Here is a 23,121-nt window from a genome sequence, read left to right as displayed (position 1 = left end):
GCCGATCTCCACGACCCGTGTCATCGTCGGGGATAGTCTCGATGGAGGCAGTGATGTTCATCCGTTCGGCCTTTGTGCCCTCGGCCCGCAGGAGCGCGTGCGGCAGACTGGGCCTCATGTGTGGACGGTATGTGATGGCCCGAGCCATCGGCGACCTGGTGGCAGATGCCGGTGCGGTCGAGCCCGAGGAAGAGCTGGTGCTTCGACCGAACTGGAACGTCGCACCGACCAGCGAGGTTCCCATCATCCTAGAACGAGCGATCGAGGACGAGACCCGCCGGGAAATCCACGTGGCCCGATGGGGCCTGGTCCCGCCATGGGCCAAGGACGTATCCGTCGGCTCGCGGGCCTTCAACGCCCGCTCGGAAACCGTCTCCACGAAACCAACCTTTCGCGCTGCCGTGAAAGCCAAACGGTGCGCGGTCCCGGTCGACGGGTACTACGAATGGCTCAAACCCCCCGCAGATGCACCCAAGGGCACACCGAAGCGGCCCTTCTTCGTTCACCCCGCAGACGGCTCCCTGATTTACTTCGCCGGGCTCTACGAGTGGTGGAAAGACCCGGCTGATGCGGAGGGCGATGAGGGCAGGTGGCTTCTGAGCTGCACCATCCTGACCGGCCCCTCCCCCAAGACCGGCACCGGCGAGGCCACCTTGGAACAACTGGCCGGCCTGCACGACCGCCTACCCCTGCCCATGGACCGCGACACCATGCACACCTGGCTGAACCCCGAGAAGCTAGCCTCCGCAGGCGAAGCCGAAGCACTGGTCGAGCACGTGCGGAACCAGGCCTACCAGACCGCCTCAGCATGGACCCTGACCGAAGTCGGGACCGCCATAGGCAACGTGCGCAACAACGGACCTGAGCTGATTCAGGGTCTGGGTTAGCTCGCGTCGGTGATCGCCCGGGCTTCGTCCTCAGCGGCCCCAGGTAGTTCCCAACTGATGCCGTTGGCGGTGTGGGCGGACTGACGCATCGCGGAAGTCAGCCGTCACAGGATCAGCCGCCGAGGTGGGCGCGGAGCGCTTCTTCGACGACGGCGCGTTGACTGATGCCGCGACGGTCAGCTTCTGCCGCGACGAGGTCTGCGATGTCCTCAGTGACGCGAACTCCGAGCTGCACGGTGGCTTGCCCTCGCCGGGTTGTTCGGGCCGACCCTGCCGGGGCCTGCACCTGGGACGGCTGACCTTCACTGGTGCGAACCGTGGGCACGACGGGGTCAACCGCCTCATCTGGAGCCGGTTGAGGCCGGTTGCGGCGGGGCAAGGTTTCGGGGCGGTCTGGTTGGGTGCTCATGCGCTGAGGACCTTCCTGGTGATCTCGGTGTATGCGTCGACGACGGGGCGGCCCTTTCGGTAGTCGCCGTACCAGGAGCGTGCGGTCCTGGCCTCCTGCACGATGGTGCGGTTGGGGATCAACGGGACCATCAGCAGTCCGGTGTCGCGGAGTTCGTCAACGCTGGCGGTTTCGGCCCGCGGGGTGACGGTGTCGTGGTAGCCGCCTAGGGTGTGTCTCCTAATGGGTGGCTGGTCGCGTTGACATGCTGGACGAGTGACACGCACTGAAGCCCTGACCGACGAGCAGTGGGCGCTGATCGAGCCATTGATGCCCTCGGCCACCGGGGCGGGCCGGCCGTTCCGGGACCACCGGGTGGTGGTCGAGGGCATCATCTACCGGTACCGGACCGGGATCGCTTGGCGCGATGTGCCGGAGTGCTTCGGCCCGTGGCAGACCATCTGGAAGCGCCACCGCCGGTTCAGCGGCGACGGAACCTGGGACGCCATCCTCACCGCGCTGCTCGGGCACGCGGACGCAGCCGGCCTGATCGACTGGGAGGTCTCGGTCGACTCGACCATCAACCGCGCGCACCAGCACGCCACGAACCTGACGCGCAGCACAGGGGGACCTGACGAACTACATGAAACAGCGCCAGGAGCCGCCTGACCACGCGATCGGCCGCTCCCGGGGCGGGCTGAGCACCAAGATCCACCACCTGTGCGACGGGAACATGCGCCCGCTGGTGATACTGCTCGGCCCGGGCCAGGGCGGGGACGCCCCGATGTTCGAACACGTCCTGGCCGGCCTGTACGTGCCCCGCACCGGCAGGGGACGGCCCCGGACCACCCCGGTGCGGGCCCTGGCCGACAAGGCCTACTCCTCCAAGGCCATCCGGGCGCTGCTGCGCCGCAAGGGTGTGCAGGCGGTGATCCCGGAACGGGCCGACCAGATCGCCAACCGTACCCGCCGCGGTGCCAAGCGCGGACGGCCCGTCGGTTACGACCCCGAGGCCTACAAGCGCCGCAACGTGGTGGAGCGCTCCTTCAACGTGTTCAAGCAGTGGCGGGCCTTGGCCACCCGCTATGACAAGCTCGCGCTGACCTACCGCGGCGGCGTGGTACTGCGCGCCATCACCATCTGGCTCAAGGCATTAGGAGACACGCCCTAGGCGGCTGCCCAACGCCAGCCCGGGGACTCACGACGCCGTTGCCTGCCCGAGCAGTGCGGCCTTCAGGGCTTGACCAACAGGATCCGAGTGCCGTCGGCTCTACAGCCCGGCGGCATGAAGACGCCTTTGCCGCCCACCTCGCCCAGGACCACCTCGGGGCCTTTGAACCGGACCTGGGCTCCCACATGCCCGGCCATGACCGGCCCGTCGTTGCGGTCGGCGTCGCCGGCCACAACGTACACCGTGCCCCGCTCGGACACGGAACTGCCCACCGGGACGGCCACCACCCGGGTCCCACCGCCGGCGGCGGGGGAGTGCCGCAGGGCCAGGCACCCGCCCTCGTGCACGACCAGCGTCCCCGCGCGGGGCGCGCCGACCCGGCCGGCCCGAGGCTCGAAGACACCCACCGAGAACTGCTCGCCGTGCCCCAGGACCGGTTCCGGGGGCTGCCCCTGGCCGGGCCCAGCGCAGCCGGCGACCACCACCGCCAGTCCAGTAGCGGCCAGCAGGGCGCAGACCCGGCGGACCGCCCTCGCCCGACGCGGCCCGCCATGACGGCGGGCGTGACCGGCCATACCGCCGGCCGACTGCTTGCGGAGGCCGCCACGGGTGCGCGAAAGCCACGCCCTCATCCCGATACCCCCTCAGGCTGCGTGGTACACGTCACAGGACCTCATTCTAGATCCGTGGTCGCCGGCGGGGGCCGTTCGTGTCACCGAGGATCATAGTCAAGTCCCACGTGCACCGATGCCCCGGCAGGGGGCCGCCGCCCTGTAACACGGCGTCAGCGGTGGCCTGCAGTAGGCCGAGGCGAGAGGACCGTCCGTCAGTGGGTCGAAACACTCCGCCTCCTGCGACTCGGGCCTCGGCGCCGTCCCCGGCGCCGGGTGCGTCCAACTTAGCCTCCGGGACACGACTACCGGTGGACACGGCGGCCGCAATCCACGATCCGGCAAGGTCCCTGCAGTCCGGGTGCGCGTCGTCCCTCCACGGTGGGGACCACCTGCCCAGGGTCATGTCACGACTGTGGGCGCATGCCGGCCAGGGTGAGGGCATGGAGACAGAAGACCGCCAGTTCTTCAGCTGGCACGTTTTCGCGACGGGGAGGTGCTTCGATTTAGAAGAAAGCGTTGGAGAAGCGCAGCATGATCGAGGCCAGCACGCCCACGTAGAGCAGGACGATGATCGGCCAGGACCACTCCGCGGCGAACTTCTTAACCCTGGCAGACGCGGGGATCACACCGTGCTGGAGGTTCCGGGACGTCAGCAGGACGAAGAGGGGGATCATGCCGGCCCAGACGACCATGCAGTACAGGCAGAGGATGTTGATCTCGTAGACGGCCTGGCTCCACAGCCAGACGATGAAGACGAAGCCGGCCAGGACTCCGAGGTTCATGCCGATCCAGAACCAGCGGGCGAACCGAGCCCGGGCAAAGAGGCCCATGGCGATGGTGATGACGATCGGGAATGCCACCATGCCGATGAACTGGTTGGGGAAGTTGAACAGCTGGGACTGCCACGTCTTCATGACCTCGCCGCAGGACACCCAGGGATTGAGATCGCAACTGGTGATGTGGTTCGGATCGTTCCACAGCATCACCCGTTCCATGACCAGCATGAGGGTGCCGTACAGGCCCAGCAGGGCGGTGATCAGCAGCACCCAGGCCGTGCCGAAGGGCCGGGCGTACCAGCTCAGGGGGCGAGTTGCCTCAGTGCCGGGGGCAACGTCTGCGGGAGAATTCACGGTTCCATAGTAGGTCGTTGGCCCGCACCCCTCGGTGTCCCGTCATCCGTGTTAGTCCCAATGTGATTGTGGGCTCCTCTCTAACAGCACACTTCCGTCGGCACCGCGAGTGTCTCGAAGGGGTACACCCTCCCGACCGGGCTCCAATGGCGACTTCGTCGTGGACCACCTTGTTGCGATCGCGAGGGGCCCGTCCGCTAAACGGTGGGCATGACTCTGAGGTGCTGGCGGTCGGGTCAGGAGCGGACGAGACGTGCGATGGCGTCCGAGGCTTCTTTCATCTTGGCTTCGGCTTCGTCTCCGCCGAGCTGGGCGGCATCCACGACGCAGTGCTTCATGTGGTCGTCCAGCAGTCCCAATGCGACCCCGCGCAGGGCGGAGGTGAGAGCAGAGACCTGCGTGAGGATGTCGATGCAGTACTTCTCTTCCTCGACCATGCGGTGGATGCCGCGGGCCTGTCCTTCGATGCGCCTAAGACGGGCCAGGTACCGGTCCTTGTCGGAGATGTATCCGTGGTGCCCGGCATGGTGCGCGGCTTCGGTCGCTTCGGCGGGGGTGGTCATGGTGGTCTCCACTCGGTCAGGCGTCAGACGTTTCAGGTGGTTAGGGCGTGGGCCGGCTGGGATTCCGGCGCTGGACTGGCGGCCTGCACGGTAGTGCCGGCCTTGCTGGTGAAACCACGTAGCCGGAGGCTGTTGCCGACCACGAAGACGGACGAGAAGGCCATGGCCGCCCCGGCGAGCATCGGGTTCAGCAGGCCCAGGGCGGCCAGCGGAATCGCAGCGGTGTTGTAGGCGAACGCCCAGAACAGGTTGGTCTTGATCGTACCCAGGGTTTTGCGGGACAACCTGATCGCGTCCGCGGCGGCACGCAGGTCCCCGCGGACCAGGGTGATGTCGGCGGCCTCGATGGCCGCATCGGTACCGGTGCCCATGGCCAGGCCCAAATCCGCTTGGGCCAGGGCCGCGGCGTCGTTGACGCCGTCACCGACCATGGCCACGACCTGCCCCCGCTCCTGCAGCTCGGTGATGATGCGGACCTTGTCCTGGGGCATCACCTCGGCTAGAACTTCCTCGATGCCCACCTGGGCGGCGACCTGTTCGGCCACGGCACGGTTGTCACCGGTCAGCAGGATCGGCTTCAGGCCCAGGCTGCGGAAGAGGGCGATCGCCTCGGCGCTGGTGGCCTTGAGGGCATCGGCCACCACCAGCACACCGCGGACCTGCCCGTCCCAGGCCACGACGACGGCCGTCTGACCGGTGTACTCGGCTTGGGCCTTCGTGTCAGCCAGGTCCGCCGGCATGGTCAGGGACCAGTCGGCCAGCATGGTCTCGCGGCCAACGATGACCAGGTGTCCGTCGACCACGCCCTGCACGCCGCGGCCTTCGTGGTTGGCAAAGGCCTCGGGAACCGGCAGGGCTCCCACGCGTTCGGTGGCGCCGCGGGCGATGGCCTGGGCGATCGGGTGCTCGGAGGCGTCCTCCACGGCCCCGGCCAGGCGCAACAGCTCGTCCTGGCCGGTCCCGGCAGCGGGGTGCACGCCCTGCAGGGTCATCTTGCCGGTGGTGACGGTCCCGGTCTTGTCCAACACGATGGTGTCGACCTTGCGGGTCGATTCCAGCACCTCCGGGCCCTTGATGAGGATGCCCAGCTGGGCGCCGCGACCGGTGCCGACCAGCAGGGCAGTGGGGGTGGCCAGGCCCAGGGCGCAGGGGCAGGCGATGATCAGCACGGCCACGGCGGCGGTGAACGCGGCGGCGGCCGGGAACCCGGCACCGAGCCAAGCGGCCAGGGTGGCCACCGCGATGGCGATCACGATGGGCACGAACACCCCGGAGATCCGGTCGGCCAACCGCTGGATTTCTGCCTTGCCGGTTTGGGCGTCCTCCACCAGCCTGGCCATCTGCGCCAACTGCGTGTCGGAGCCGATGCGGGTGGCGCGGACCACGAGCCGGCCGCCGGTGTTGACGGTCGCCCCGGTGACCGGGTCGCCCTCGGCGACCTCCACGGGCACGGACTCGCCGGTGAGCATCGAGGCGTCCACCGCGCTGCGGCCGGTGACCACGACGCCGTCGGTGGCGAACTTCTCCCCGGGACGCACCACGAACTCGTCGCCCACGGCCAGTTGGTCGGTGGGGATGCGGGTCTCGGCCCCGTCGCGCAGCACGGCCACGTCCTTCGCGCCCAGGTCCAGCAGCGCGCGCAGCGCGGCCCCGGCCTGGCGCTTGGAGCGCTTCTCGAAGTAGCGGCCGGCCAGGATGAACAGCAGCACCCCGGCGGCGACCTCGAGGTAGATGTTCCCGGCCCCGTCGGTGGGGGCCACGGACAGCTCGAAGGGGTGTGTCATCCCCGGGGTCCCTGCGGTGCCGAGGAACAGGGCGTAGAGGGACCACAGGAACGCCGCGATGGTGCCCATTGAGATCAGCGTGTCCATGGTGGCGGTGCCCTGGCGCAAGTTCATCCAGGCGGCCTTGTGGAACGGCCAGCCAGCCCAGACGATCACCGGTCCGGCCAGCGCCAAGGACAACCACTGCCAGTACTCGAACTGCAGGGCCGGGATCATCGACATGGCGATGACCGGGATGCCCAGCACCGCGGCGCCGATCAGCCGGTGCCGCAGGGACACCAGCTCGGCGTCGGGGTGGTCGTCTTCCCCGTCTTGGTCCTGCCGGCCGGTGCCGGGCAGTGTGGCGGCGTAGCCGGCCTTCTGAACCTCGGCGACCAGGGACTGGGGGTCGTAGCCAGCCGGGGCGCTGATCCGGGCTTTCTCGGTGGCGTAGTTCACCGCTGCGGTGACGCCCTCGAGCTTGTTGAGCTTGCGCTCAATCCGGTTCGCGCACGAGGCACAGGTCATTCCGCCGATCACCAGTTCGACGTCGGTACTGCCCGCCTCAGGCGTGACCAGGGGTGCAGACATGGGGTTCATCCTTCTTCCGGTGTCGCCGGGAGGTCCGGCCACACTCATTGATCCTTGGCCAGAGTCAGAGGTCGTCGTCCGTGTCGGCTGGCTCAGGCGATTCGGCGGGGGCGGGGTGTTCCTCCTGCCCGTCGGCGGGGTGCTGGTCCATCCGCAGCTCCTCAGCCTGCTGTATCCAGGCTGAGACCGTTTCGTCCGGCACTAGGGCTCCGCCGGCCGCGAAGGAACCAGCGAAGACCACCGCCAGCCCCGCAGCGTAGGCACCCAGCCGTCCGGCAGTATTCACGCCGACCGCACCGCCTGGTAGCCAGCCTCCTGCACCGCAGAGATGACCGCGGTTTCATCGACGGGTTCGGCGCCGGTGACCACGAGCGTCCCGTCCTGGTGGCTCACCTCGACCGACTCAACGCCGGGGACCTCCTCAACCTCTTCGCGCACCGACATCTCGCAATGCCCGCAGGTCATTCCGGTCACCTGAAATTCAGTGGTGTTCATGATCTCTCCCGATTGGACTTTATACCCCAGGGGGGTACGTTACGGTCTTATTTATACCCGCAGGGGGTATCCCTGTCAAGCACCATCGGGAAAGACAATGGACCAAGCTGGAATCGCCATCCGGCTCGCGATCGGCAGCGTGGGTGCCGTTGGCACCCACGCACAAAAGTGTCGAGCGTGGATTGCCAGCACGCACACCACTGACCTCAGGAAGAAGGCAAAACGACTTGGGCTTGGCAGCCGCGTTCGTCTATGGAGTGATCAGGCTCCAGTCGGATCCGGTTCATGCCGATTACACAGCGCAATGCTGGATACGGGAGATCCTGAGCACGCATATCGGCAGTGGACGGTGCTTGTTACCCGTTCCGTTCGGATGTCGTTTTCCGCGGCGGCAGGCGCAACAGTATCTCCAACGGGCCGGTCTGGAACCGTCGGGTCCAGAGCCAGGAGAAGACGACCGCTGCGGTGCACAGGACCGCCGTGACCAGGATCCCTTCGGCCAGGGAGCCCGGGCCTGGGCGGACGATGACGGCCAGGGCCAGTAGGTGTCCCACGTAGACGGTCAGGGACAGCCGGCCGGTGGCCGCCAACACGGACAGGTGCCGGGACGCGAACCTTTCCCCCATCAGGCACAGGCCCAGCACGAACAGCGCGGCACCGGAACTGGAGACCAGCCACAACGGCATCTGGGAATGGGCGGTTGCCGAGACGAGCCGATCTAGCCCCACGATCCGGCCCGGCGCGCCCAGGACCAGGATGAGGAGCTGCGAGAGCAGGTACGCGCCCACGGCTGCCACTGCACCCCACAACACCAGCCGTCGGTGCAGGGCCGGGTTCCTCAGGTCGATGCGTCCGAGCAGCATCCCTATCAGGAAGGGGGCCGCCCACACCACCAGCGGGTAAGACCCCGTGAAGAGGATGCCGCCCAGGATCTCAGCGGGTGGGTCCAGCAGGGTCGGCTCCGTGACCTGGAACGCGTCAGATTCCCTCCGCGCTGCCAGCCAGACCAGCGGGCCGAGGACCAGGGATGCGCCGGACAGGGCGGCCAGCAACCAGCCGGGTGCCTTCAGCAATGGCAGACAGGCGATAAAAAGGAGCCCATACAGGGGCAGGATCACACTCGCCTCATGGCCAGCCAACTGCAGGGCCAAGCCGCCGACCAGCAGCAGCGCCGCCCGCCACAGGAGGGTACGCCACGGCATGGACGCACCGCTGGGAGCGCGCACGGACCGGGTCATGATGGATGTCCCGACCCCGGCCAAGAGCATGAACAGCAGGGAGGCCCGCCCCAGGGGGAGGTCGTACAGCGTGCCCAGGATGCCGTCGGCGCCCCGGGGGCCCACGTTGACGGCGATCATCCCGATGATTGCCATCGACCGGGCGACGTCCAGACCGACCAGTCGTCCACCTTGCCCTCTGCCGTCGGACTGTCCGTCGCTGGCGCGTCCCACGCTGGATCCGTGGGCGTCACGCCCCGGTTGACCGGTTCCGCCGTCGGACGGACGCGGGGTCCGCCGTTCACCGTCGGGCTGGTCGAAGGAAAAGGGGACAGTGCCCATGGCTGTCATTCTGCTCCCGTCCGGGAGTCGGCGATGGCCACGTCTGCTTCCCGGCGGTTGTCCCTGGCACCGGTAATCTGACCGGTCTCGTAGTTGATCTCCAGGGCCTGCACGGAACCGAAGATCGCTTGGTCACGCTCGGTGCGCTGCAGTTCCCAGTCCCGTGCCGCGATCAGTTCGGCTAGCTCGGGGGAGGGCTCCTCCTCTACGGCCAGCACGCCGTCCTGCAGGTGGAATCGGGGTGCGTCCACGGCCTCCTGCAGCGTGGCGTCCCGCAGGCCCCACGCCACCAGCACGCCGGTGAGGATGTTCGGGATCTGGTGCCCGCCCGGGCTACCCAGCCCGAGCACCGGCCGGCCCTGATCGTCGAGCACCATGCTCGGGGCCGACCAGCTCACGGACTTGCGCCCCGGCTCCGGCTGGTTGGCCTCCGACTCCTCCGTGGCGAACCGGGAGAGTTGATTGTTGAGGAAGAACCCTCCCACGTACTCCGACTCGCTGCCGCCCCAGAAGCTCGTGAGCGTGTTGGTCATCGACACCGTGAAACCGTCCTGGTCCACCACAGTCAGGTGCGTCGTGTTCCCAGCCGTCACGGGCTGACCGGTGGCCTGCACCAATGCGTCCCCGGCACCGGGCACGGCGCCCTCGCGGGCGTCCGGCCCCGTGGAGGCGCTGGCGTCGGCTCCGCCGGCCAGCAGATTCACCTGCTCGGCGATCCGGGCGTTGGCTTCGGGATCCGTGATCCGATCGACGGGAACGTCCACGAAATCCGGGTCGCCGATCAGGTGCTTCACCGAACCCTCGGCCGCGATCCATGCCTCGGACAGCCGGTCTACGTATCCGGGGCTGCCGGGCTCGTGGCCGTCGATGCCCAAGGCCTCGGCGAGCTGCAACTGCTGGACCAGGGCCGCACCGGGCAGCGGAGGGGCAGCCGAGAGGACCTCGTAGTCTCCGACGACACCGCCGACCGGCACGACCTGCTCCGGCTCATAGGCGGCCAGGGAATCGGCGTCCAGACCGTCAACCCTGGTCAACTCCGCAGCCAGGCCGCCGGTATAGAAGGACTCCGGTCCCTCCTGGGCCAAGGAGGCCATGGTCTGAGCCAGATCCCGCTGAACCAGCCGGTCGCCGGCGGCCAGCGGATCGCCAGAAGCGTCATGATAATGGTTGAGCCCCTCAATGGAGGCGGGGCCGAAGTCGGAACGCAACCGAAGAGACAAGAACTCCGAGACGGGGAAGCCATCGCCCGCCAAACCGATGGCCGGCTCCAGCACCTGGTCCCAGTCCAGGTCGCCGTGCTCGGCATGCAGCTCGGCGAGTCCCGCAACGAAACCGGGAATGCCCGTGCCGGAGTCCGGGATCCTGCCGTCCTGGGCCACCACTTCGCGGTAGTCGAAGCTGACCGGTTCGCGACCTGGGCCGGCCAGGATCGCCGATCCCCCGCCACCGATCCCGGAGGCATAGGGCTCCACCACGGCCACGGCGAAGGCCGTGGCCACAGCGGCGTCGGCTGCATTGCCACCCTGGGCCAGGATGTCCATCCCGGCCTCGACGGCCTCCGGATGGGCCGCAGCCACGGCGTGCTGCTGGAGTTGCTGTCCCGGCTCGGGTTCCATCGTCGGGCTGGTGGCAGCCGATGATGGGGCAGCGGGCGCGCGAGAGGCGGAAGCGCCGGAGCCGGCGCCGTCTGCTTCCCCAGGGAGGTTCGGCACGGGGGAAGGCGCGCTGCACGATGTCAGTAGCAGTGCTGCGACCAGGGCAGAGGCGGTCCGGAAGGCGATGCTTGTCATGAGGTCCTTCACGACGGCGGGGACTGGGAATATAACGTTTGAGTCACGAATGATTCTTGTCCACGTGCGATCCCAGATCAGTTCGCCGCGCCGGCGGAGGCACCGCCGACGCGGGAGAACCGACACGCAGCCGACCAGCTCCCTAAACGGTCTGCGACCGACGCGGGAGCATGTGTTGCACAAGCGGACTCTTCTCGTTCAGCACCCGTGTGGACCGCGGCCGGGACGACCTTCACCAAGGGTCCCGCCTAACCGCTACGTCTAATCTGAGCCCACCAACTGGAAGAGATGCAGTCAAGCACCGATCGGCCCTGCAGGCCTTCACCTTGCGAGCAGGCTGATCCCGTGCCGTTCAGTAGCGGGCAGCGGTGCCCATCATATTCCAGGGGCTGTAGTCGACATCCGTCACGGCCACCCCCATCTGCGGGTTGCGAGCGTGGGCGATTTTGCCGTCGCCGATGTACATGGCCACGTGGTAGATCCCGGAGGCCGAGCCGTTGTTAGACCAGAAGACCAGGTCACCGACCTGGAGGTTGTCCAGGGAGACGTATTGGCTAGCGGCCGCATACTGGGCCTTGGAGTTCCGAGGCAGCTCAATGCCGGCCTGCGCGAACGCGTTCTGAGTGAAGCCGGAGCAGTCGTAGCCGGTCGGGCCATTACCACCCCAGACGTAACCGACGCCCGGATCGGCAGCCTTGGCCGTAGCCCACTGCACGGCCGCCCCCCAACCAGTGCTACTGGAGGAAGCAGTGGAGTAAGAGGCCCGCTGGATGTCCTGGGCCGGCTCACTGCTGGTCCCGGACGAGTGCGTGTGAACCCTGGAAGAGCGGGACGTCTCGGCTGCGGTACCGCCCTCCCACGTCCAGGAATTAGCAGTGGAGCCGCTGGGCGCGGAGTAGGCGCCCTCGTTGGCTGCGGCCGGCCCCATGCCGGCCACCGTGGCTCCCACCACGGTGGTCAGGCCAACCGCACCCATGGTGAGGGAACGGCGGTACTGGGAACGGCGGGCCTGGGCCTCAGCCTCGATGCGGGCACGGCGGGTGGGGTAGGACATGGGTTACCTCGGTAGACATTGGCGTACATGTTCTGGACTTCTCCCACGGCCTCGCAACTCGGCGTCGAGCAAGCTATCACTTAGCCGAAATGGTCCGTGACCAGAACGTTATGCAACAATACGGATCCGTTATCAGGTCGCAACTTGCCGGAGTGCCAAGTTCCGAGCCGATGCAGGGTTGAGCCGGGACCGGAAAGGCCGTCATCTCGGGCCTAGCCGCCCGCTCGAACGGCCCGAGCGGAGCCCGTGACCGGCTGGGATCTTCACGGAATCTTCAAAGTTGAGCCCTTTATCCGGGCCGGGCGGGGGTCTACGGTCGGTTGCATGGCGGGCCGGTTCCGGCCGGTTCGTCTTCCGAACCGCACCGATGAAGGAGTAAGCCATGACCCATCACGTGAGCTCGATGCTGGATACCTACCCGAAGGACCTGGGCGACATCGACCGGCAGAAGTTGGCCGAGTGCATCGAGGCCTGTTTCGAGTGCGCTCAGACCTGTACGGCCTGTGCGGACGCGTGCCTGGCCGAGGACATGGTGGCCGAACTGAGGCAGTGCATCCGGTTCAATCTGGACTGCGCCGACATCTGTGCCACCACCGGGGCGGTGCTGTCCAGGCAGACCGGCAACAATGTCGAGACCACTCGTGCCCTGCTCGAGGCGTGTCGGACCGCCTGCAAGACGTGCGGGGACGAGTGCGCCTCCCACGCTGAAATGCATGAGCACTGCAAGGTGTGTGCTGAGGCTTGCCGGCGCTGCGAGCGGGCCTGCGCCGAGTTGCTCGCCTCCTTGGGCTGAGCGCAGTCCAGGCCCATGCCGGAATGCCGGTCAGGGCCAGCAGCACGTGTTCCACGGCTGCTGGCCCTGACTGGCCCGGCGGTACAAGAGCATCCCCGCAGAAGGAGAACTCGACGTGTCAAAGACAGAGCACAGCAGTGACCAGGGTGGTGATCGCGGCGGGGGTCATCAGGCGCCCAGCCGCTCCCTGAAGATGTACCTGCGGTTCGCCGCGATGATCCTGACCGGCATGGTGGTCATGTATTGGACGATGTTCGCCGGTTCCTGGGAGTGGGGACACGTCCGCTGGAGTGAGAGCAGGCTGTTCATGGCCTTGACCATGGGCGGGGCGATGGGGCTGGTGATGCTGGCCTGGATGCTCAACATGTACCGGAACGCGAAGGCGAACATTGCTGTGGTGCTCGTGAGCGCGGTGCTTCTGGGCGGCGGCATCGTCCTGGACCGCAGCCAGGCGACCGTCAACGACAGCGATTTCATGCGCGCCATGATTCCACACCACTCGCTGGCCATCACGAGGTCCGAGCGGGCCGGTATCGAGGACGTCAGGGTGTGTCAGTTGGCCGTGGAAATCAGCGAGGCCCAGCGGAGGGAAATCTTCGAGATGGACTGGCTGATCCAGGACATCCAGGACAACGGGATCGTCACGACCCCCGAGCAGGCCCAAGCACGGTCCGTGCCTGACTACGAGGAACCGGCCGAACGCCAGTGCCCCACCGACTGACGGATCCCCAGGGCGCACCCCCAGCAATGTCGGGATCCCGAGTCGGTTGGAGGTCCAACCGATGCGCCAGGACCTACACGGCCCCACCCAGGATGGAGGGGGCCGTGTAGGTCCTTGGTGCGGCAGCGGAACGGGCAGAGCCGATCAAGAGGGGGCCGTGGATCCCGTCAGAGGTTTCCGAGCATCTGCTCCATCTCGGCGATCTCGGCCTCTTGGGCGGTGATGACCTGCTCGGCCAGGGCCACCGCTTGGGGGTTCTGGCCGTTGTCGACCTGGTCCTGGGCCATGTCGACGGCGCCCTCGTGGTGGGCTGTCATCTGTTCCAGGTACAGCCGGGCCGCCTCGGTGCCCTGGGCTTCCTCGAGAGCGGCCATATCCTCCTCGGACATCATCCCGGACATCCCGCCGTGGTCCATGCCCTCCATCTCTGCCATGGGTTCCGCGTCCCAGGCGGTGAGCATGGCATTCATGCGTTCGATCTCCGGTCCCTGGGCGTCGATCACCTGCTGGGCGAAGTCCGCGACTTCGGCCGGGACGTTGTCCTTGGCCAGCAGCATCTCGCTCATTTCAACGGCCTGCTCGTGGTGAGGGAGCATCATCTGGGCGAACATCACGTCCGCGTCGTTATGCTCGGCCGAGATCTCCTCGGCCGAGCCGGTAGCCGTGGCGGACGGGGCAGCGGTGTCTGTGGCCGTGGAGGTGGCAGCAGCCGAGCTGGCGGCCGGGGTGGACTCGGAGCCGGCGCCGTTGTCCTCGGCACCGGTGCCGCCACAGGCGGTCAAGGCCAGGGCGGAGGCCAAGGCCAGGGCGGCCAGGGTGGTGGTGTTGCGTTTCATGGGTTTCCTTCCATTGGGGTTTCGACATAGGGTCCAGGGCCGCGATCAGCTGGTGGCCGTCGCGGGCTGGAGTGTGGTGTCCCGATCCGAAGGGCTGGCCGGGGCCAGTCGGGCCGGATCCAGATCGGTCCGGCGCAGCAGTTGGGCGTTGAGGGCGACCACGATGGTGGACAGCGACATCAGCACCGCCCCGACCGCCGGAGAGAGCACGAACCCGATCGGGGCGAGCACGCCGGCGGCCAGAGGAACAGCGATCAGGTTGTAGCCGGTGGCCCAGGTGAGGTTCTGGATCATCTTGGTGTAGCTGGCTCTCGAAAGTTCGATCATGGACAGCACGGCGCGTGGGTCGTTGCCGGCCAGCACGACGCCGGCCGATTCCATGGCCACGTCAGTGCCGGCACCGATGGCGATGCCGACCTCGGCCCGGGCCAGGGCGGGGGCGTCGTTAACGCCGTCGCCGACCATAGCCACGCGCAATCCGCGGGACTGCAGCTCGGTGACCTTGGAGTCCTTGTCCTTCGGCAGGACTTCGGCGAAGACCTCGTCGATGCCCAGGTCCGCTCCCACGGCCTCGGCGACCTGACGGGCGTCGCCGGTGATCATGGCGACCTTGATCCCGCGGGCGTGCAGGGCGGCCACCGCGGCCCGGGACTCGGGGCGGACGCGGTCCTCCACGGCCACCGCCCCGATGACGGCGCGGTCACGGACGACGTGCAACACCCCGGCCCCTCGCTCGGTCCAGGCCTGGGTGTCAGCGCGGAGGTTCTCGGGGGTGTCCAGGGCGAGTTCGCGGAGCATGTTGGGTCCACCCACGAGGACTTCGGACCCGTCCACGGTCGCTTTCACCCCGCGGCCGGTCGCCGACTGGAACCCAGTGCCACGCAGTCCCAGCGCGGCGGCTTCGGCATGGGCGGTGGCGGCTGCCACGATGGCTCGGGCCACGGGGTGCTCGCTGTCGGCCTCGGCCGCGGCCGCGTAAGCCAGCAGATGTGCCTCGGAGGTGCCTGGGGCCGGTGCGGTTCCGGTCAGCACGTGCGCGCCCTCGGTCAGGGTGCCGGTCTTGTCGAACAGGACCACATCGATGGTGCGCATCCGCTCCAGGGCCAACCGGTCCTTGATCAGCACCCCAGCCTTGGCGGCCCGTTCCGTGGAGATCGCGATCACCAGCGGGATCGCCAGGCCCAGGGCGTGCGGGCAGGCGATCACCAGCACGGTGACAGTGCGGGTGACGGCGTCGTCCGGCTGGCCGATGGCCACCCAGACGATGGCGGTGATGATGGCTGCGGCGAGGGCGAACCAGAACAGCAGCGCGGCAGCCCGGTCGGCCAACGCCTGGGCGCGGGAGGAGGATTCCTGGGCGTCAGCGACCATCCGTTGGATGCCGGCCAGGGCGGTATCGGTCCCGACGGCCTCGATGCGGACCCGCACGGTGTTGTCGGTGGCCACAGTGCCGGCCACCACCGTTTCGCCCACGGTGCGGGCCACGGACCGGGATTCGCCAGTGATCATGGACTCGTCAAACTCGGCCGTGCCCTCAGTCAGGGTTCCGTCGGCAGGCACCCGCGCCCCAGAGCGGACCAGGACTGTGTCCCCGACGGCCAGATCACCGATCGCAACGGTGACGGTAGTGCCGTCCTCGGTGACCTTCTCAGCCTCGTCCGGTAGCAGGGCGGCCAGGGCATCCAGGGCGGAAGAGGCCGCGCCCAGGGCGCGCATCTCCATCCAGTGGCCCAACAGCATGATGACCACCAGCAGGGCCAGTTCCCACCAGAAGTCCAGCATGAACCCGCCGATGCCCAGAGACGTGATCCAGGAGGCCACGAAGGCCACCGTGATGGCCATCGCGATCAGCAACATCATCCCGGGCTGCCGGGAGCGCAGCTCCGTGATCCCGCCCTTCAGGAACGGCATGCCGCCGTAGAAATAGATCACGGTGCCCAGCACCGGGGCGATCCACTCCGAGCCCGGGAACTCGGGAACCCGGTAGCCGAGCAGGTCGGCGACCATGTGGCTGAAGACCACCACCGGGATCGACAGGACCAGTGAGAGCCAGAACCGGTTCTTGAACATCGCCACCGAGTGTCCGGCATGTTCCCCGTGGTCGTGGACCGCGTGGTCTTCATCCACCGCGGAGTGGGCGTGTCCCTGGGGCATGGCCTGACCGTGGGTGTCCTCATCGGCGTGCTGGTCATGGTCGGCGTGATGGTCGCCGTGGTGGTGCGAGGTGCTCATGATATTTCCTTTCCCTTGACCCCTACGGGTCCGAGACAGTGGGCCAAGCGATCAGGACATCAGGACGCGGTAGCCGGACTCTTCGATGGCCGCCCGTACGGCGTCCGCGGAGGCGGACCCGGTCACGGTGACGGGGGAAATGCCGCCGGCCACCAGTTCGACCTTGACATCGTCCACCCCGTGCAGGGCACTCACCGCTCCGGCGGTGATTCCGACGCAGTGCCCACAGGTCATCCCCTCCACCCGATACGTGGTGGAGGTCCCGGAAGCGGCAGGGAAAGACGTCTCCGCGGCGGCGGAGCCCGGCGTTGGGGCGGCGTCCGGGGTGCAGCACGAGCAGCCGCCGGTGGCCATCGGCAGGGGGCTGGGGATCGATTCGGTCATGGTGGGCTCCTTCGTCGGATGTGGGCGGTGGGACTGCGCCCTCCTCCCGGTATATACCCCTGGAGGGTATCAATCAAGTGGCGATGGAGTGGTTTCTGTCGCTTCGGGCAGGCAGGTGGACGGTGAACGTCGCCCCGGTGTCCGGACCTGCGGAGCTGGCGGTCAGGGACCCTCCATGGGCTTGGACCAGGGCCCGGGAGATGGCCAGGCCGACCCCGGACCCGCCGTGGTCCCGGTCGCGGGCGGTGTCCCCGCGGTAGAACCGTTCGAAGATGTGCGGCAGGTGCTCGGGGAGGATGCCCTCGCCGGTGTCGCTGACGCTGAGCGTGATCCCTCCTGGACTCTGCCGAGCATCCAGGGTGACCTGGCCTCTTGCGGGGGTGTGGCGCAAGGCGTTGGTGAGCAGGTTGCCCAACACCTGACCCATGCGTTGGCGGTCGACCTCCACGGTCGCGATGTCCTGGCTCGGATTCAGGATCAAGGCCACGCCCTTGGCGGCATAGGTGTCCCGATGGGCTACGGCGGCGGCCTGCAGTAACTCGCCCGCCGATTCGATGGTGCGATCGAGCTCGATCCGTCCTTCCTCCGCCCGGGAGACGTCGTGGATGTCTTCCACCAGCCGGGTGAGGCGGGCCAGCTGTTCGTCCATGAGCTCGCCGGTGGCTTCGCCCCAGTGTGAGACTCCATCCTGCAGGGCTTCGAGGTAGACGGTGAGCACGGAGATGGGAGTGCGCATCTCGTGGGCCAAGTCCGAGAGCATCCGACGGCGGGTGCTCTCGGTGCGTTCGAGCCGCTCGGCCATGGTGTTGAACGAGGCGGCTAGGTCCTCCACCTCGGTCCCTGCCCCCATGGCCGGGACCCGGGTGTCGTACTTGCCGCCGGCCATGGCCGTCGCGGCTTGGGTCAGGGCATGGATCGGGTTCTGGATCCGGCGGGCGACATACCAGGTCAACACCAGGCAGCAGACTAGGGCGGTGGCCAAGGCCACACCCAGGGTCCAGAAGTTGGTGTCTCGGTAGGCCTGCTCCACGTGCAGCATCTGGGTCGCATCATGCCCGGCCCCGGCCTGTTCCAAATGCTCGTGGAACAGCGGGGGGCCGGCCAGGGAGGCCACCGCCACCGCGGCCAGGATGCTGACCACCACCACCAGCAACTGGGCCAGGAAGAACCGGGCCGCCAGGCCGCGGTAACGTCGCTGGCCGGTCACTGTTCTGCCATCCGGTAGCCAACACCGCGGACCGTGTCGACATAGCGCCCGGGGTTATCGTCGAGTTTGCGGCGCAGGTTGCCGATGTGCACATCCACGATTCGTTCATCACCCACCCACCCCGGATCCCAGACGATATCGATCAGCTGACGCCGGGAGAACACTTGATAGGGACGTCCCGACAGGGCCGCCAGCAGGTCGAACTCCGTGCGCGTCAGCCCCACCGACTTCCCGTCCACGTGGGCTTCGTGGGCGCCCAGGTCGATCACCAGCGACCCGAAAGCCCGTGCCGGTTCTGGGACGGTTACCGTCGTGCGGGGCCGCCGCATGACCGCCCCCACACGGGCGACCAGTTCCCGGACACTGAAGGGTTTGGTGATGTAGTCATCGGCGCCCACCGCCAGCCCTTGCAGCCGGTCAGGTTCATTGCCCCGGGCGGTGAGCATCAGCACGTAGCACTCGGAAAAGGCCCGCACGCGCCGGCACACCTCGATCCCGTCCAGTCCGGGCAGGCCCAGGTCCAGGACTATCACGTCGGGATCATGCATGCGGGCAGCCTGTACCGCATCGGGTCCGGTGTGGGTGGTGGTGACCTCATAGCCGGCCCGCTCCAGGTAGGTGGCGACCATGCGTGCCAGGGGTTTTTCGTCATCGACGACCAACACCCGCCCGGTGGACGAGCCAGTGCCAAAGTTCATGTGTTCAGTCTCCCCCGGCTCACGGCCCGGAGAGCGACCCAAGACACCAGACCGGGGAATCTTCATCAAACCTTCAAGGCAAACCGTCCGGAGCCCCTGAGCCTCCGGCGGACAATGGTAGGTGGCCCCGCAATCGGATCGGGGCGGAAAGGCACCATGACTACCCGCAGAACCCTGCTCGCCGGCGGACTCGGCCTGATCGGTGTCGGCACCCTGACCGCCTGCACCGTGCCGAACACCTCAAGCCCCCAAGACGCCAACACGCAGACCCCGGGTACGGCGATCACCCACATTCATGCCATCGTGCGCGACCCCGACGACGGCCTCGTGCTCCTGGCCACCCACGAGGGCCTGTTCCGCCTCCAGGACCGCGATCTGGTCCAGGTGGGCCCGGTGGTGGATCTCATGGGTTTCGCCGTGACGCCCGAGGGCCGCTATCTGGCCTCCGGTCACCCGGCGCCCGGTACCGACCTGCCCGAACCATTGGGTTTGGCCGAGTCCACGGACCGCGGCCTGAGCTGGGAGGTGCTCTCCCGTGGCGGCCAATCCGACTTCCACGCCCTGGCCGCCGGCCCGGCCGGCGTCCTCGGCTTCGATGGTCAACTGCGTGCCAGCGCCGACGGAATCAACTGGCGGACCCTCACGATCCCTACCCCACCCGCGTCCTTGGCCATCTCCCCGAAAACTGGGACCGTGCTGACCACCACCGAAGCCGGGATGCTGCGGTCAGTAGACAACGGTGCCACCTGGAGCACCCTGGACACCCCGCAGCTGATGCACCTGGTCGCCTGGGCCGACGACACCACAGTCGTTGGCGCCGGTACCGACGGCCGGTTGCTGACCAGCTCCGACGGCGGCGACACCTGGACCTCCAGTGACCCACTGAGCGACACGGCCTCCGCCCTGGGAGCCAGCATCACTGACGACGGGCAGGTCGAAGCACTCCTAGTCATCGGCACGGCCGTCCTACGCACCACCGACGGCGGGAACACCACCGAACCGCTGCTGTGACCCATGCCGCGCCAAGCCGCGGGCCCTAAACCGGACCATGACCAGCAAGGACGAACAGGAAAGGCCAGTGCCGATGGCGGAACGCCGACATCTTCACCGCCTTGACCTGTCCCGTCGGACCGCCCTCAGGCCGGTTCTGGGCATCCTCGTGCTGCTCCTCGGCCTGCTCGGGATGCATGCTGGCGTGGGCACCGGCGCGGTGATGGCCGGCATCGACACCTCCGCCTTAACGGTGTCCCAGCATCCCGGGCCGACAACCGTCGGCCCTGCCGGTTGGGCACCCGGAGACGTGCTCACAGCCCAGCCTCCCGGGGATAATGCCGCAGGCGGCAGCGGGTTGCCGTATTGCGCACTGGAGGCCGGGGGCGACACCTGCGCCTCCTCCCTAACCACGCCTTCCGTCGTCCTGGATCTAGAGCCCCGGGAGCTCACGTCATTTCCCGGGCAGGGGCTGACCGCGCCCCCACTGCCTTGGGTTGTCCACTTCAGGCTTCCCTGGACTCCTTCACTGGTTCAACTGGCCATCAACCGCACCTAGGATGCCCGGTCGTGTCCACCGGCAAGCACAGCCGCCCCCTTGCATTGGGGACGGCACGCAGCAGCCTGTGGGCCACCATCCCATCAGCAACTGATGAGCCATACCCGTCCCCCGTCGTACCTCCCTGCGGCAGGTGATCGGGAGAAGGAAAGAAGAACCGATGACCTCCCCACTGACCACCCGCCGCGCCTTCCTGGGCACCTCCGTCGGCGCCCTCGCCATGGCCGGACTGGCCGCATGCTCCGACCCCCTGGCCACCGCCCGACCGTCAGGGCGCATCCTGCCCACCGACCCGCTGATCGCCGAATACGAAAAACGACGTGCCTACTCAGGCACCACCGTCGCCAACCGACTCCCCGCCGCACCCTTCGAGACCTCCCTCGAAGGTCGGACCCTGACCACTTGGGGATACGACAAGAGCCTCAACGGACCGCTGCTGCGCGCCAAGACCGGCGACCTGCTCGACGTCACCGTCGCCAACGGTCTTCCGGAGGGAACGAGCGTGCACTGGCACGGACTGGCCCTGCGCAATGACGCCGACGGAGTCCAGGGAGTGACCCAGGATCCCATCGCGGCCGGAGGAACCTACTCGTACGGATTCCGGCTCTCCCATCCGGGCACCTACTGGTACCACTCCCACTTCGACACCCAGCGCGAACGCGCCCTGTACGGTGCGCTGATCGTCGAGGATCCCAACGAAACCCTCGACTATGACCAGGAATGGGTCGTGATCCTGGACGACTGGCTCGACGGGATCACCGGAACGCCCGAGGAAGTCGTCGAGGAGCTCTCCGCCGGAATGGACATGTCCGGTGACATGGAGGGTATGGAGGGGATGGATCACGGGTCCATGAGCGAGGACAGCTCCTCCGGCATGCCCATGAAGCACATGCTCATGGGGGCTGAGAGCGACTACCTGGGCGGGGATGCCGGCGACGTGAGGATCCCCGTGCACCTGTTCAACGGCCGCCCCCCAGCCGAACCCGACACTATCGACGGCAAGCCCGGCGACCGTATCCGTCTGCGACTGATCAATGCCGCCGGAGACACCGCCTACCGGGTTGGGGTCCCCGGTCAGGAATTGACCATCACCCACACCGATGGGTTCCCGGTCCAGCCGCGTCAGGCCGACGCCGTCGTCTTGGGCATGGGTGAACGCTTGGATGTGCTGGTCACCCTTGGCGACCAGGCCGTGCCCGTTCTGGCCCTGCCCGAGGGCAAGACCGGCCACTCCTACGGCATCATCAAAGCCGGATCGAACACCGCTCTCTCCGGACGGCTCCCGCAGACCCTGGGCGGGACCGTGCTCGATGGCAGCCGACTGAAGGCCCACGAATCCGTCCTGCTCGAGCCAAAGGAACCGACCAGGAGCCATGAGCTGCGGCTCACCGGATCGATGGCCGACTATGACTGGGGTATCAACGGGCGCCGCTTCGACCCGGCCAACCCCTTTGACGGTGCCTTCAAGCTCCGGCTGGACGAGCGTGTGCGGGTCACGATGACCAACGACACCGACATGTGGCACCCCATGCACCTGCATGGCCACACCTTCCAGCTGGCCGACAACGGTGCACGCAAGGACACAGTCATCGTCAAACCCCGGCAGACCATCGTCTTCGACTTCGAGGCGGACAACCCGGGACAGTGGCTGACCCACTGCCACAACGCCTACCACGCCGAGGCCGGGATGATGGGCGTCTTCTCCTACATCCACTGACCACTCCACCCACGCCTCGTCCCTCCATCCACCGGGCGGTCGCCCGGTGCCCGTTCAGGAAAGAACATGCCCCTATCGTCCACTCGCACCCACCACGTCCAGGACCGTCCCGACCCGGGCCTCCGGCCACCATCCCCGGACACAACCCCAAGGAGGAAATAGATGGGCGAGTACTTCGCTCAGACCGTCCAGTCCGGGGCGCTGCTGATGGCCATCCCGCTGGCGGCCATCGCCGGGCTCGTCTCCTTCCTCTCGCCCTGCATCCTGCCGCTCGTCCCCGGATACCTGGGCTATGTCTCCGGTCTGTCCGACCCGACCCGTCCGGACAACCGACGCAGGGTCATGACAGGGGTGGGCCTGTTCATCCTCGGCTTCGCCGCCGTGTTCACCCTCTACGGCGCCGCCTTCGGCCTGATCGGCGGGTGGCTGCTGCGCTGGCAGGACCTGCTGATCCGCATCCTGGGGGTCATCGTCATCCTCATGGGCCTGGCGCTGATGGGCATGCTCTCGACCCTGCAAAGAACCAAGACTCTCACCTTTAAACCCAAGACCGGGCTGGCCGGAGCGCCGCTACTGGGCGTGGGCTTCGGCCTCGGCTGGACGCCCTGCATGGGCCCCACCCTCAGCGCCGTCCTGGCCCTGAGCACCACCACCGGCGACCCCTGGCGCGGTGCCTTGCTGGGATTCTCCTACTGCCTGGGACTGGGCATCCCCTTCGTCCTCGTCGCCAGAGGCTTGGGCTGGGTGAGCACCACCTTGGGCTTCGTGCGCCGCCACATGCGCGTGTTCAACATCGCCGGCGGCACCCTGCTCGTGTTGGTCGGTGTCCTAATGGCCACCGGGATCTGGACGGCCTGGATCTATCAACTGCAGAACCTCGCCGGCACCTTCACTACCCCCATCTAAAAGGTCCTCGTCCCAGGACTCACCCCGAACTGACGACTGCTCACCGGCTCAACCGCCGCGTGCCATAAACCAC

Annotated in this window: 24 protein-coding genes; 8 read left to right on the top strand and 16 right to left on the bottom strand. The window is 67.5% G+C overall.

Translation table 11 applies throughout. The annotated features are described in order from the left end of the window. Window positions 1-116: 116 nt before the first annotated feature. Complete coding sequence (locus ACFFIO_RS02305; RefSeq protein ID WP_159554163.1) at window positions 117-887, top strand: SOS response-associated peptidase; 771 nt, start codon at window positions 117-119, stop codon at window positions 885-887. A 112-nt stretch (window positions 888-999) separates the two neighbouring features. Here the strand turns inward: ACFFIO_RS02305 and ACFFIO_RS02300 are convergent, their stop codons facing one another. Beyond that, entirely contained in the window at window positions 1,000-1,122 is a 123-nt protein-coding gene (locus ACFFIO_RS02300) for a ribbon-helix-helix protein, CopG family (RefSeq protein WP_159554165.1), read from the bottom strand. A 170-nt stretch (window positions 1,123-1,292) separates the two neighbouring features. After that, a complete protein-coding gene (locus ACFFIO_RS02295) occupies window positions 1,293-1,427 on the bottom strand; it encodes a hypothetical protein (protein ID WP_378040015.1) in 135 nt (44 codons plus the stop codon). A 124-nt stretch (window positions 1,428-1,551) separates the two neighbouring features. On the opposite strand from ACFFIO_RS02295, the gene ACFFIO_RS02290 reads away from it, so the two are divergent. Then, window positions 1,552-2,446, top strand: a protein-coding gene (locus tag ACFFIO_RS02290) for an IS5 family transposase (protein WP_159554167.1) whose coding sequence is annotated in 2 segments (ribosomal slippage) — window positions 1,552-1,908 and window positions 1,910-2,446 — 894 coding nt in all. Because the reading frame shifts where the segments join, the coding sequence is not laid out codon by codon here. Between the two features lie 62 nt (window positions 2,447-2,508). Here ACFFIO_RS02290 and ACFFIO_RS02285 read toward each other — a convergent pair. The 9 genes from ACFFIO_RS02285 to ACFFIO_RS02245 all read right to left on the bottom strand — a co-directional run bounded on the left by ACFFIO_RS02285 (window position 2,509) and on the right by ACFFIO_RS02245 (window position 12,005). Further along, window positions 2,509-3,078, bottom strand: coding sequence for a hypothetical protein (locus tag ACFFIO_RS02285; RefSeq protein WP_159554169.1), 570 nt, complete (start codon window positions 3,076-3,078; stop codon window positions 2,509-2,511). Window positions 3,079-3,563: 485 nt separating this feature from the next. Then, window positions 3,564-4,190, bottom strand: coding sequence for a vitamin K epoxide reductase family protein (locus tag ACFFIO_RS02280; protein WP_159554171.1), 627 nt, complete (start codon window positions 4,188-4,190; stop codon window positions 3,564-3,566). A gap of 236 nt (window positions 4,191-4,426) precedes the next feature. Then, window positions 4,427-4,753, bottom strand: a complete 327-nt coding sequence (locus tag ACFFIO_RS02275; protein ID WP_159554173.1) for a metal-sensitive transcriptional regulator — start codon at window positions 4,751-4,753, stop codon at window positions 4,427-4,429. A 32-nt stretch (window positions 4,754-4,785) separates the two neighbouring features. Beyond that, complete coding sequence (locus ACFFIO_RS02270; RefSeq protein ID WP_159554175.1) at window positions 4,786-7,107, bottom strand: heavy metal translocating P-type ATPase; 2,322 nt, start codon at window positions 7,105-7,107, stop codon at window positions 4,786-4,788. 64 nt (window positions 7,108-7,171) lie between these two features. After that, window positions 7,172-7,393, bottom strand: coding sequence for a hypothetical protein (locus ACFFIO_RS02265; protein WP_188806898.1), 222 nt, complete (start codon window positions 7,391-7,393; stop codon window positions 7,172-7,174). Then, entirely contained in the window at window positions 7,390-7,602 is a 213-nt protein-coding gene (locus ACFFIO_RS02260; RefSeq protein WP_188806897.1) for a heavy-metal-associated domain-containing protein, read from the bottom strand. Before ACFFIO_RS02260 ends, ACFFIO_RS02265 begins: the two co-directional genes overlap by 4 nt. Window positions 7,603-7,958: 356 nt before the next feature. Then, window positions 7,959-8,975: a DUF418 domain-containing protein gene (locus ACFFIO_RS02255; protein ID WP_378040014.1), complete on the bottom strand. Its 1,017-nt coding sequence runs from the start codon at window positions 8,973-8,975 to the stop codon at window positions 7,959-7,961. Between the two features lie 191 nt (window positions 8,976-9,166). Continuing rightward, window positions 9,167-10,777 (bottom strand): gamma-glutamyltransferase, encoded by a 1,611-nt coding sequence (locus ACFFIO_RS02250; RefSeq protein WP_159554179.1) that lies wholly within the window; start codon window positions 10,775-10,777, stop codon window positions 9,167-9,169. Between the two features lie 526 nt (window positions 10,778-11,303). Continuing rightward, window positions 11,304-12,005: a C40 family peptidase gene (locus ACFFIO_RS02245; protein WP_159554181.1), complete on the bottom strand. Its 702-nt coding sequence runs from the start codon at window positions 12,003-12,005 to the stop codon at window positions 11,304-11,306. 382 nt (window positions 12,006-12,387) lie between these two features. Between ACFFIO_RS02245 and ACFFIO_RS02240 the strand changes: the two genes are divergently transcribed. Together ACFFIO_RS02240 and ACFFIO_RS02235 are read left to right on the top strand one after the other, a co-directional pair. Further along, window positions 12,388-12,798, top strand: coding sequence for a four-helix bundle copper-binding protein (locus tag ACFFIO_RS02240; RefSeq protein ID WP_159554183.1), 411 nt, complete (start codon window positions 12,388-12,390; stop codon window positions 12,796-12,798). A gap of 115 nt (window positions 12,799-12,913) precedes the next feature. Next, a complete protein-coding gene (locus ACFFIO_RS02235) occupies window positions 12,914-13,519 on the top strand; it encodes a DUF305 domain-containing protein (protein ID WP_229672763.1) in 606 nt (201 codons plus the stop codon). Between the two features lie 167 nt (window positions 13,520-13,686). Here the strand turns inward: ACFFIO_RS02235 and ACFFIO_RS02230 are convergent, their stop codons facing one another. From ACFFIO_RS02230 to ACFFIO_RS02210, 5 genes are all read right to left on the bottom strand, one after another. Then, entirely contained in the window at window positions 13,687-14,355 is a 669-nt protein-coding gene (locus ACFFIO_RS02230; RefSeq protein ID WP_159554185.1) for a DUF305 domain-containing protein, read from the bottom strand. A gap of 45 nt (window positions 14,356-14,400) precedes the next feature. Continuing rightward, window positions 14,401-16,587: a copper-translocating P-type ATPase gene (locus ACFFIO_RS02225; RefSeq protein WP_159554187.1), complete on the bottom strand. Its 2,187-nt coding sequence runs from the start codon at window positions 16,585-16,587 to the stop codon at window positions 14,401-14,403. A 51-nt stretch (window positions 16,588-16,638) separates the two neighbouring features. Further along, window positions 16,639-16,971 (bottom strand): heavy-metal-associated domain-containing protein, encoded by a 333-nt coding sequence (locus tag ACFFIO_RS02220; protein WP_159554189.1) that lies wholly within the window; start codon window positions 16,969-16,971, stop codon window positions 16,639-16,641. Window positions 16,972-17,044: 73 nt separating this feature from the next. Continuing rightward, window positions 17,045-18,178: a HAMP domain-containing sensor histidine kinase gene (locus tag ACFFIO_RS02215; protein ID WP_159554191.1), complete on the bottom strand. Its 1,134-nt coding sequence runs from the start codon at window positions 18,176-18,178 to the stop codon at window positions 17,045-17,047. Then, window positions 18,175-18,876: a response regulator transcription factor gene (locus ACFFIO_RS02210; protein WP_159554193.1), complete on the bottom strand. Its 702-nt coding sequence runs from the start codon at window positions 18,874-18,876 to the stop codon at window positions 18,175-18,177. Before ACFFIO_RS02210 ends, ACFFIO_RS02215 begins: the two co-directional genes overlap by 4 nt. A gap of 156 nt (window positions 18,877-19,032) precedes the next feature. Here ACFFIO_RS02210 and ACFFIO_RS02205 point away from each other — a divergent pair, with 156 nt between their 5' ends. The 4 genes from ACFFIO_RS02205 to ACFFIO_RS02190 all read left to right on the top strand — a co-directional run bounded on the left by ACFFIO_RS02205 (window position 19,033) and on the right by ACFFIO_RS02190 (window position 23,048). Continuing rightward, the gene (locus ACFFIO_RS02205; protein ID WP_159554195.1) at window positions 19,033-19,887 is read left to right on the top strand and encodes a F510_1955 family glycosylhydrolase; all 855 of its coding nucleotides are present in this window, start codon (window positions 19,033-19,035) and stop codon (window positions 19,885-19,887) included. Between the two features lie 37 nt (window positions 19,888-19,924). After that, window positions 19,925-20,425, top strand: coding sequence for a hypothetical protein (locus tag ACFFIO_RS02200; RefSeq protein ID WP_159554197.1), 501 nt, complete (start codon window positions 19,925-19,927; stop codon window positions 20,423-20,425). A gap of 160 nt (window positions 20,426-20,585) precedes the next feature. After that, window positions 20,586-22,142 carry a multicopper oxidase family protein gene (locus ACFFIO_RS02195; protein WP_159554199.1) on the top strand — a complete coding sequence of 519 codons (1,557 nt, stop codon included), beginning with the start codon at window positions 20,586-20,588 and terminating at the stop codon, window positions 22,140-22,142. Between the two features lie 162 nt (window positions 22,143-22,304). Beyond that, window positions 22,305-23,048 carry a cytochrome c biogenesis CcdA family protein gene (locus ACFFIO_RS02190; RefSeq protein WP_159554201.1) on the top strand — a complete coding sequence of 248 codons (744 nt, stop codon included), beginning with the start codon at window positions 22,305-22,307 and terminating at the stop codon, window positions 23,046-23,048. The last annotated feature ends 73 nt before the right edge of the window (window positions 23,049-23,121 follow it).

Source organism: Citricoccus parietis, from assembly GCF_042433045.1.
Lineage (GTDB): Bacteria > Actinomycetota > Actinomycetes > Actinomycetales > Micrococcaceae > Citricoccus > Citricoccus parietis.
The sequence above is the reverse complement of the archived record's forward strand: the minus strand, read 5'-3'. Positions and strand labels throughout refer to the sequence as shown.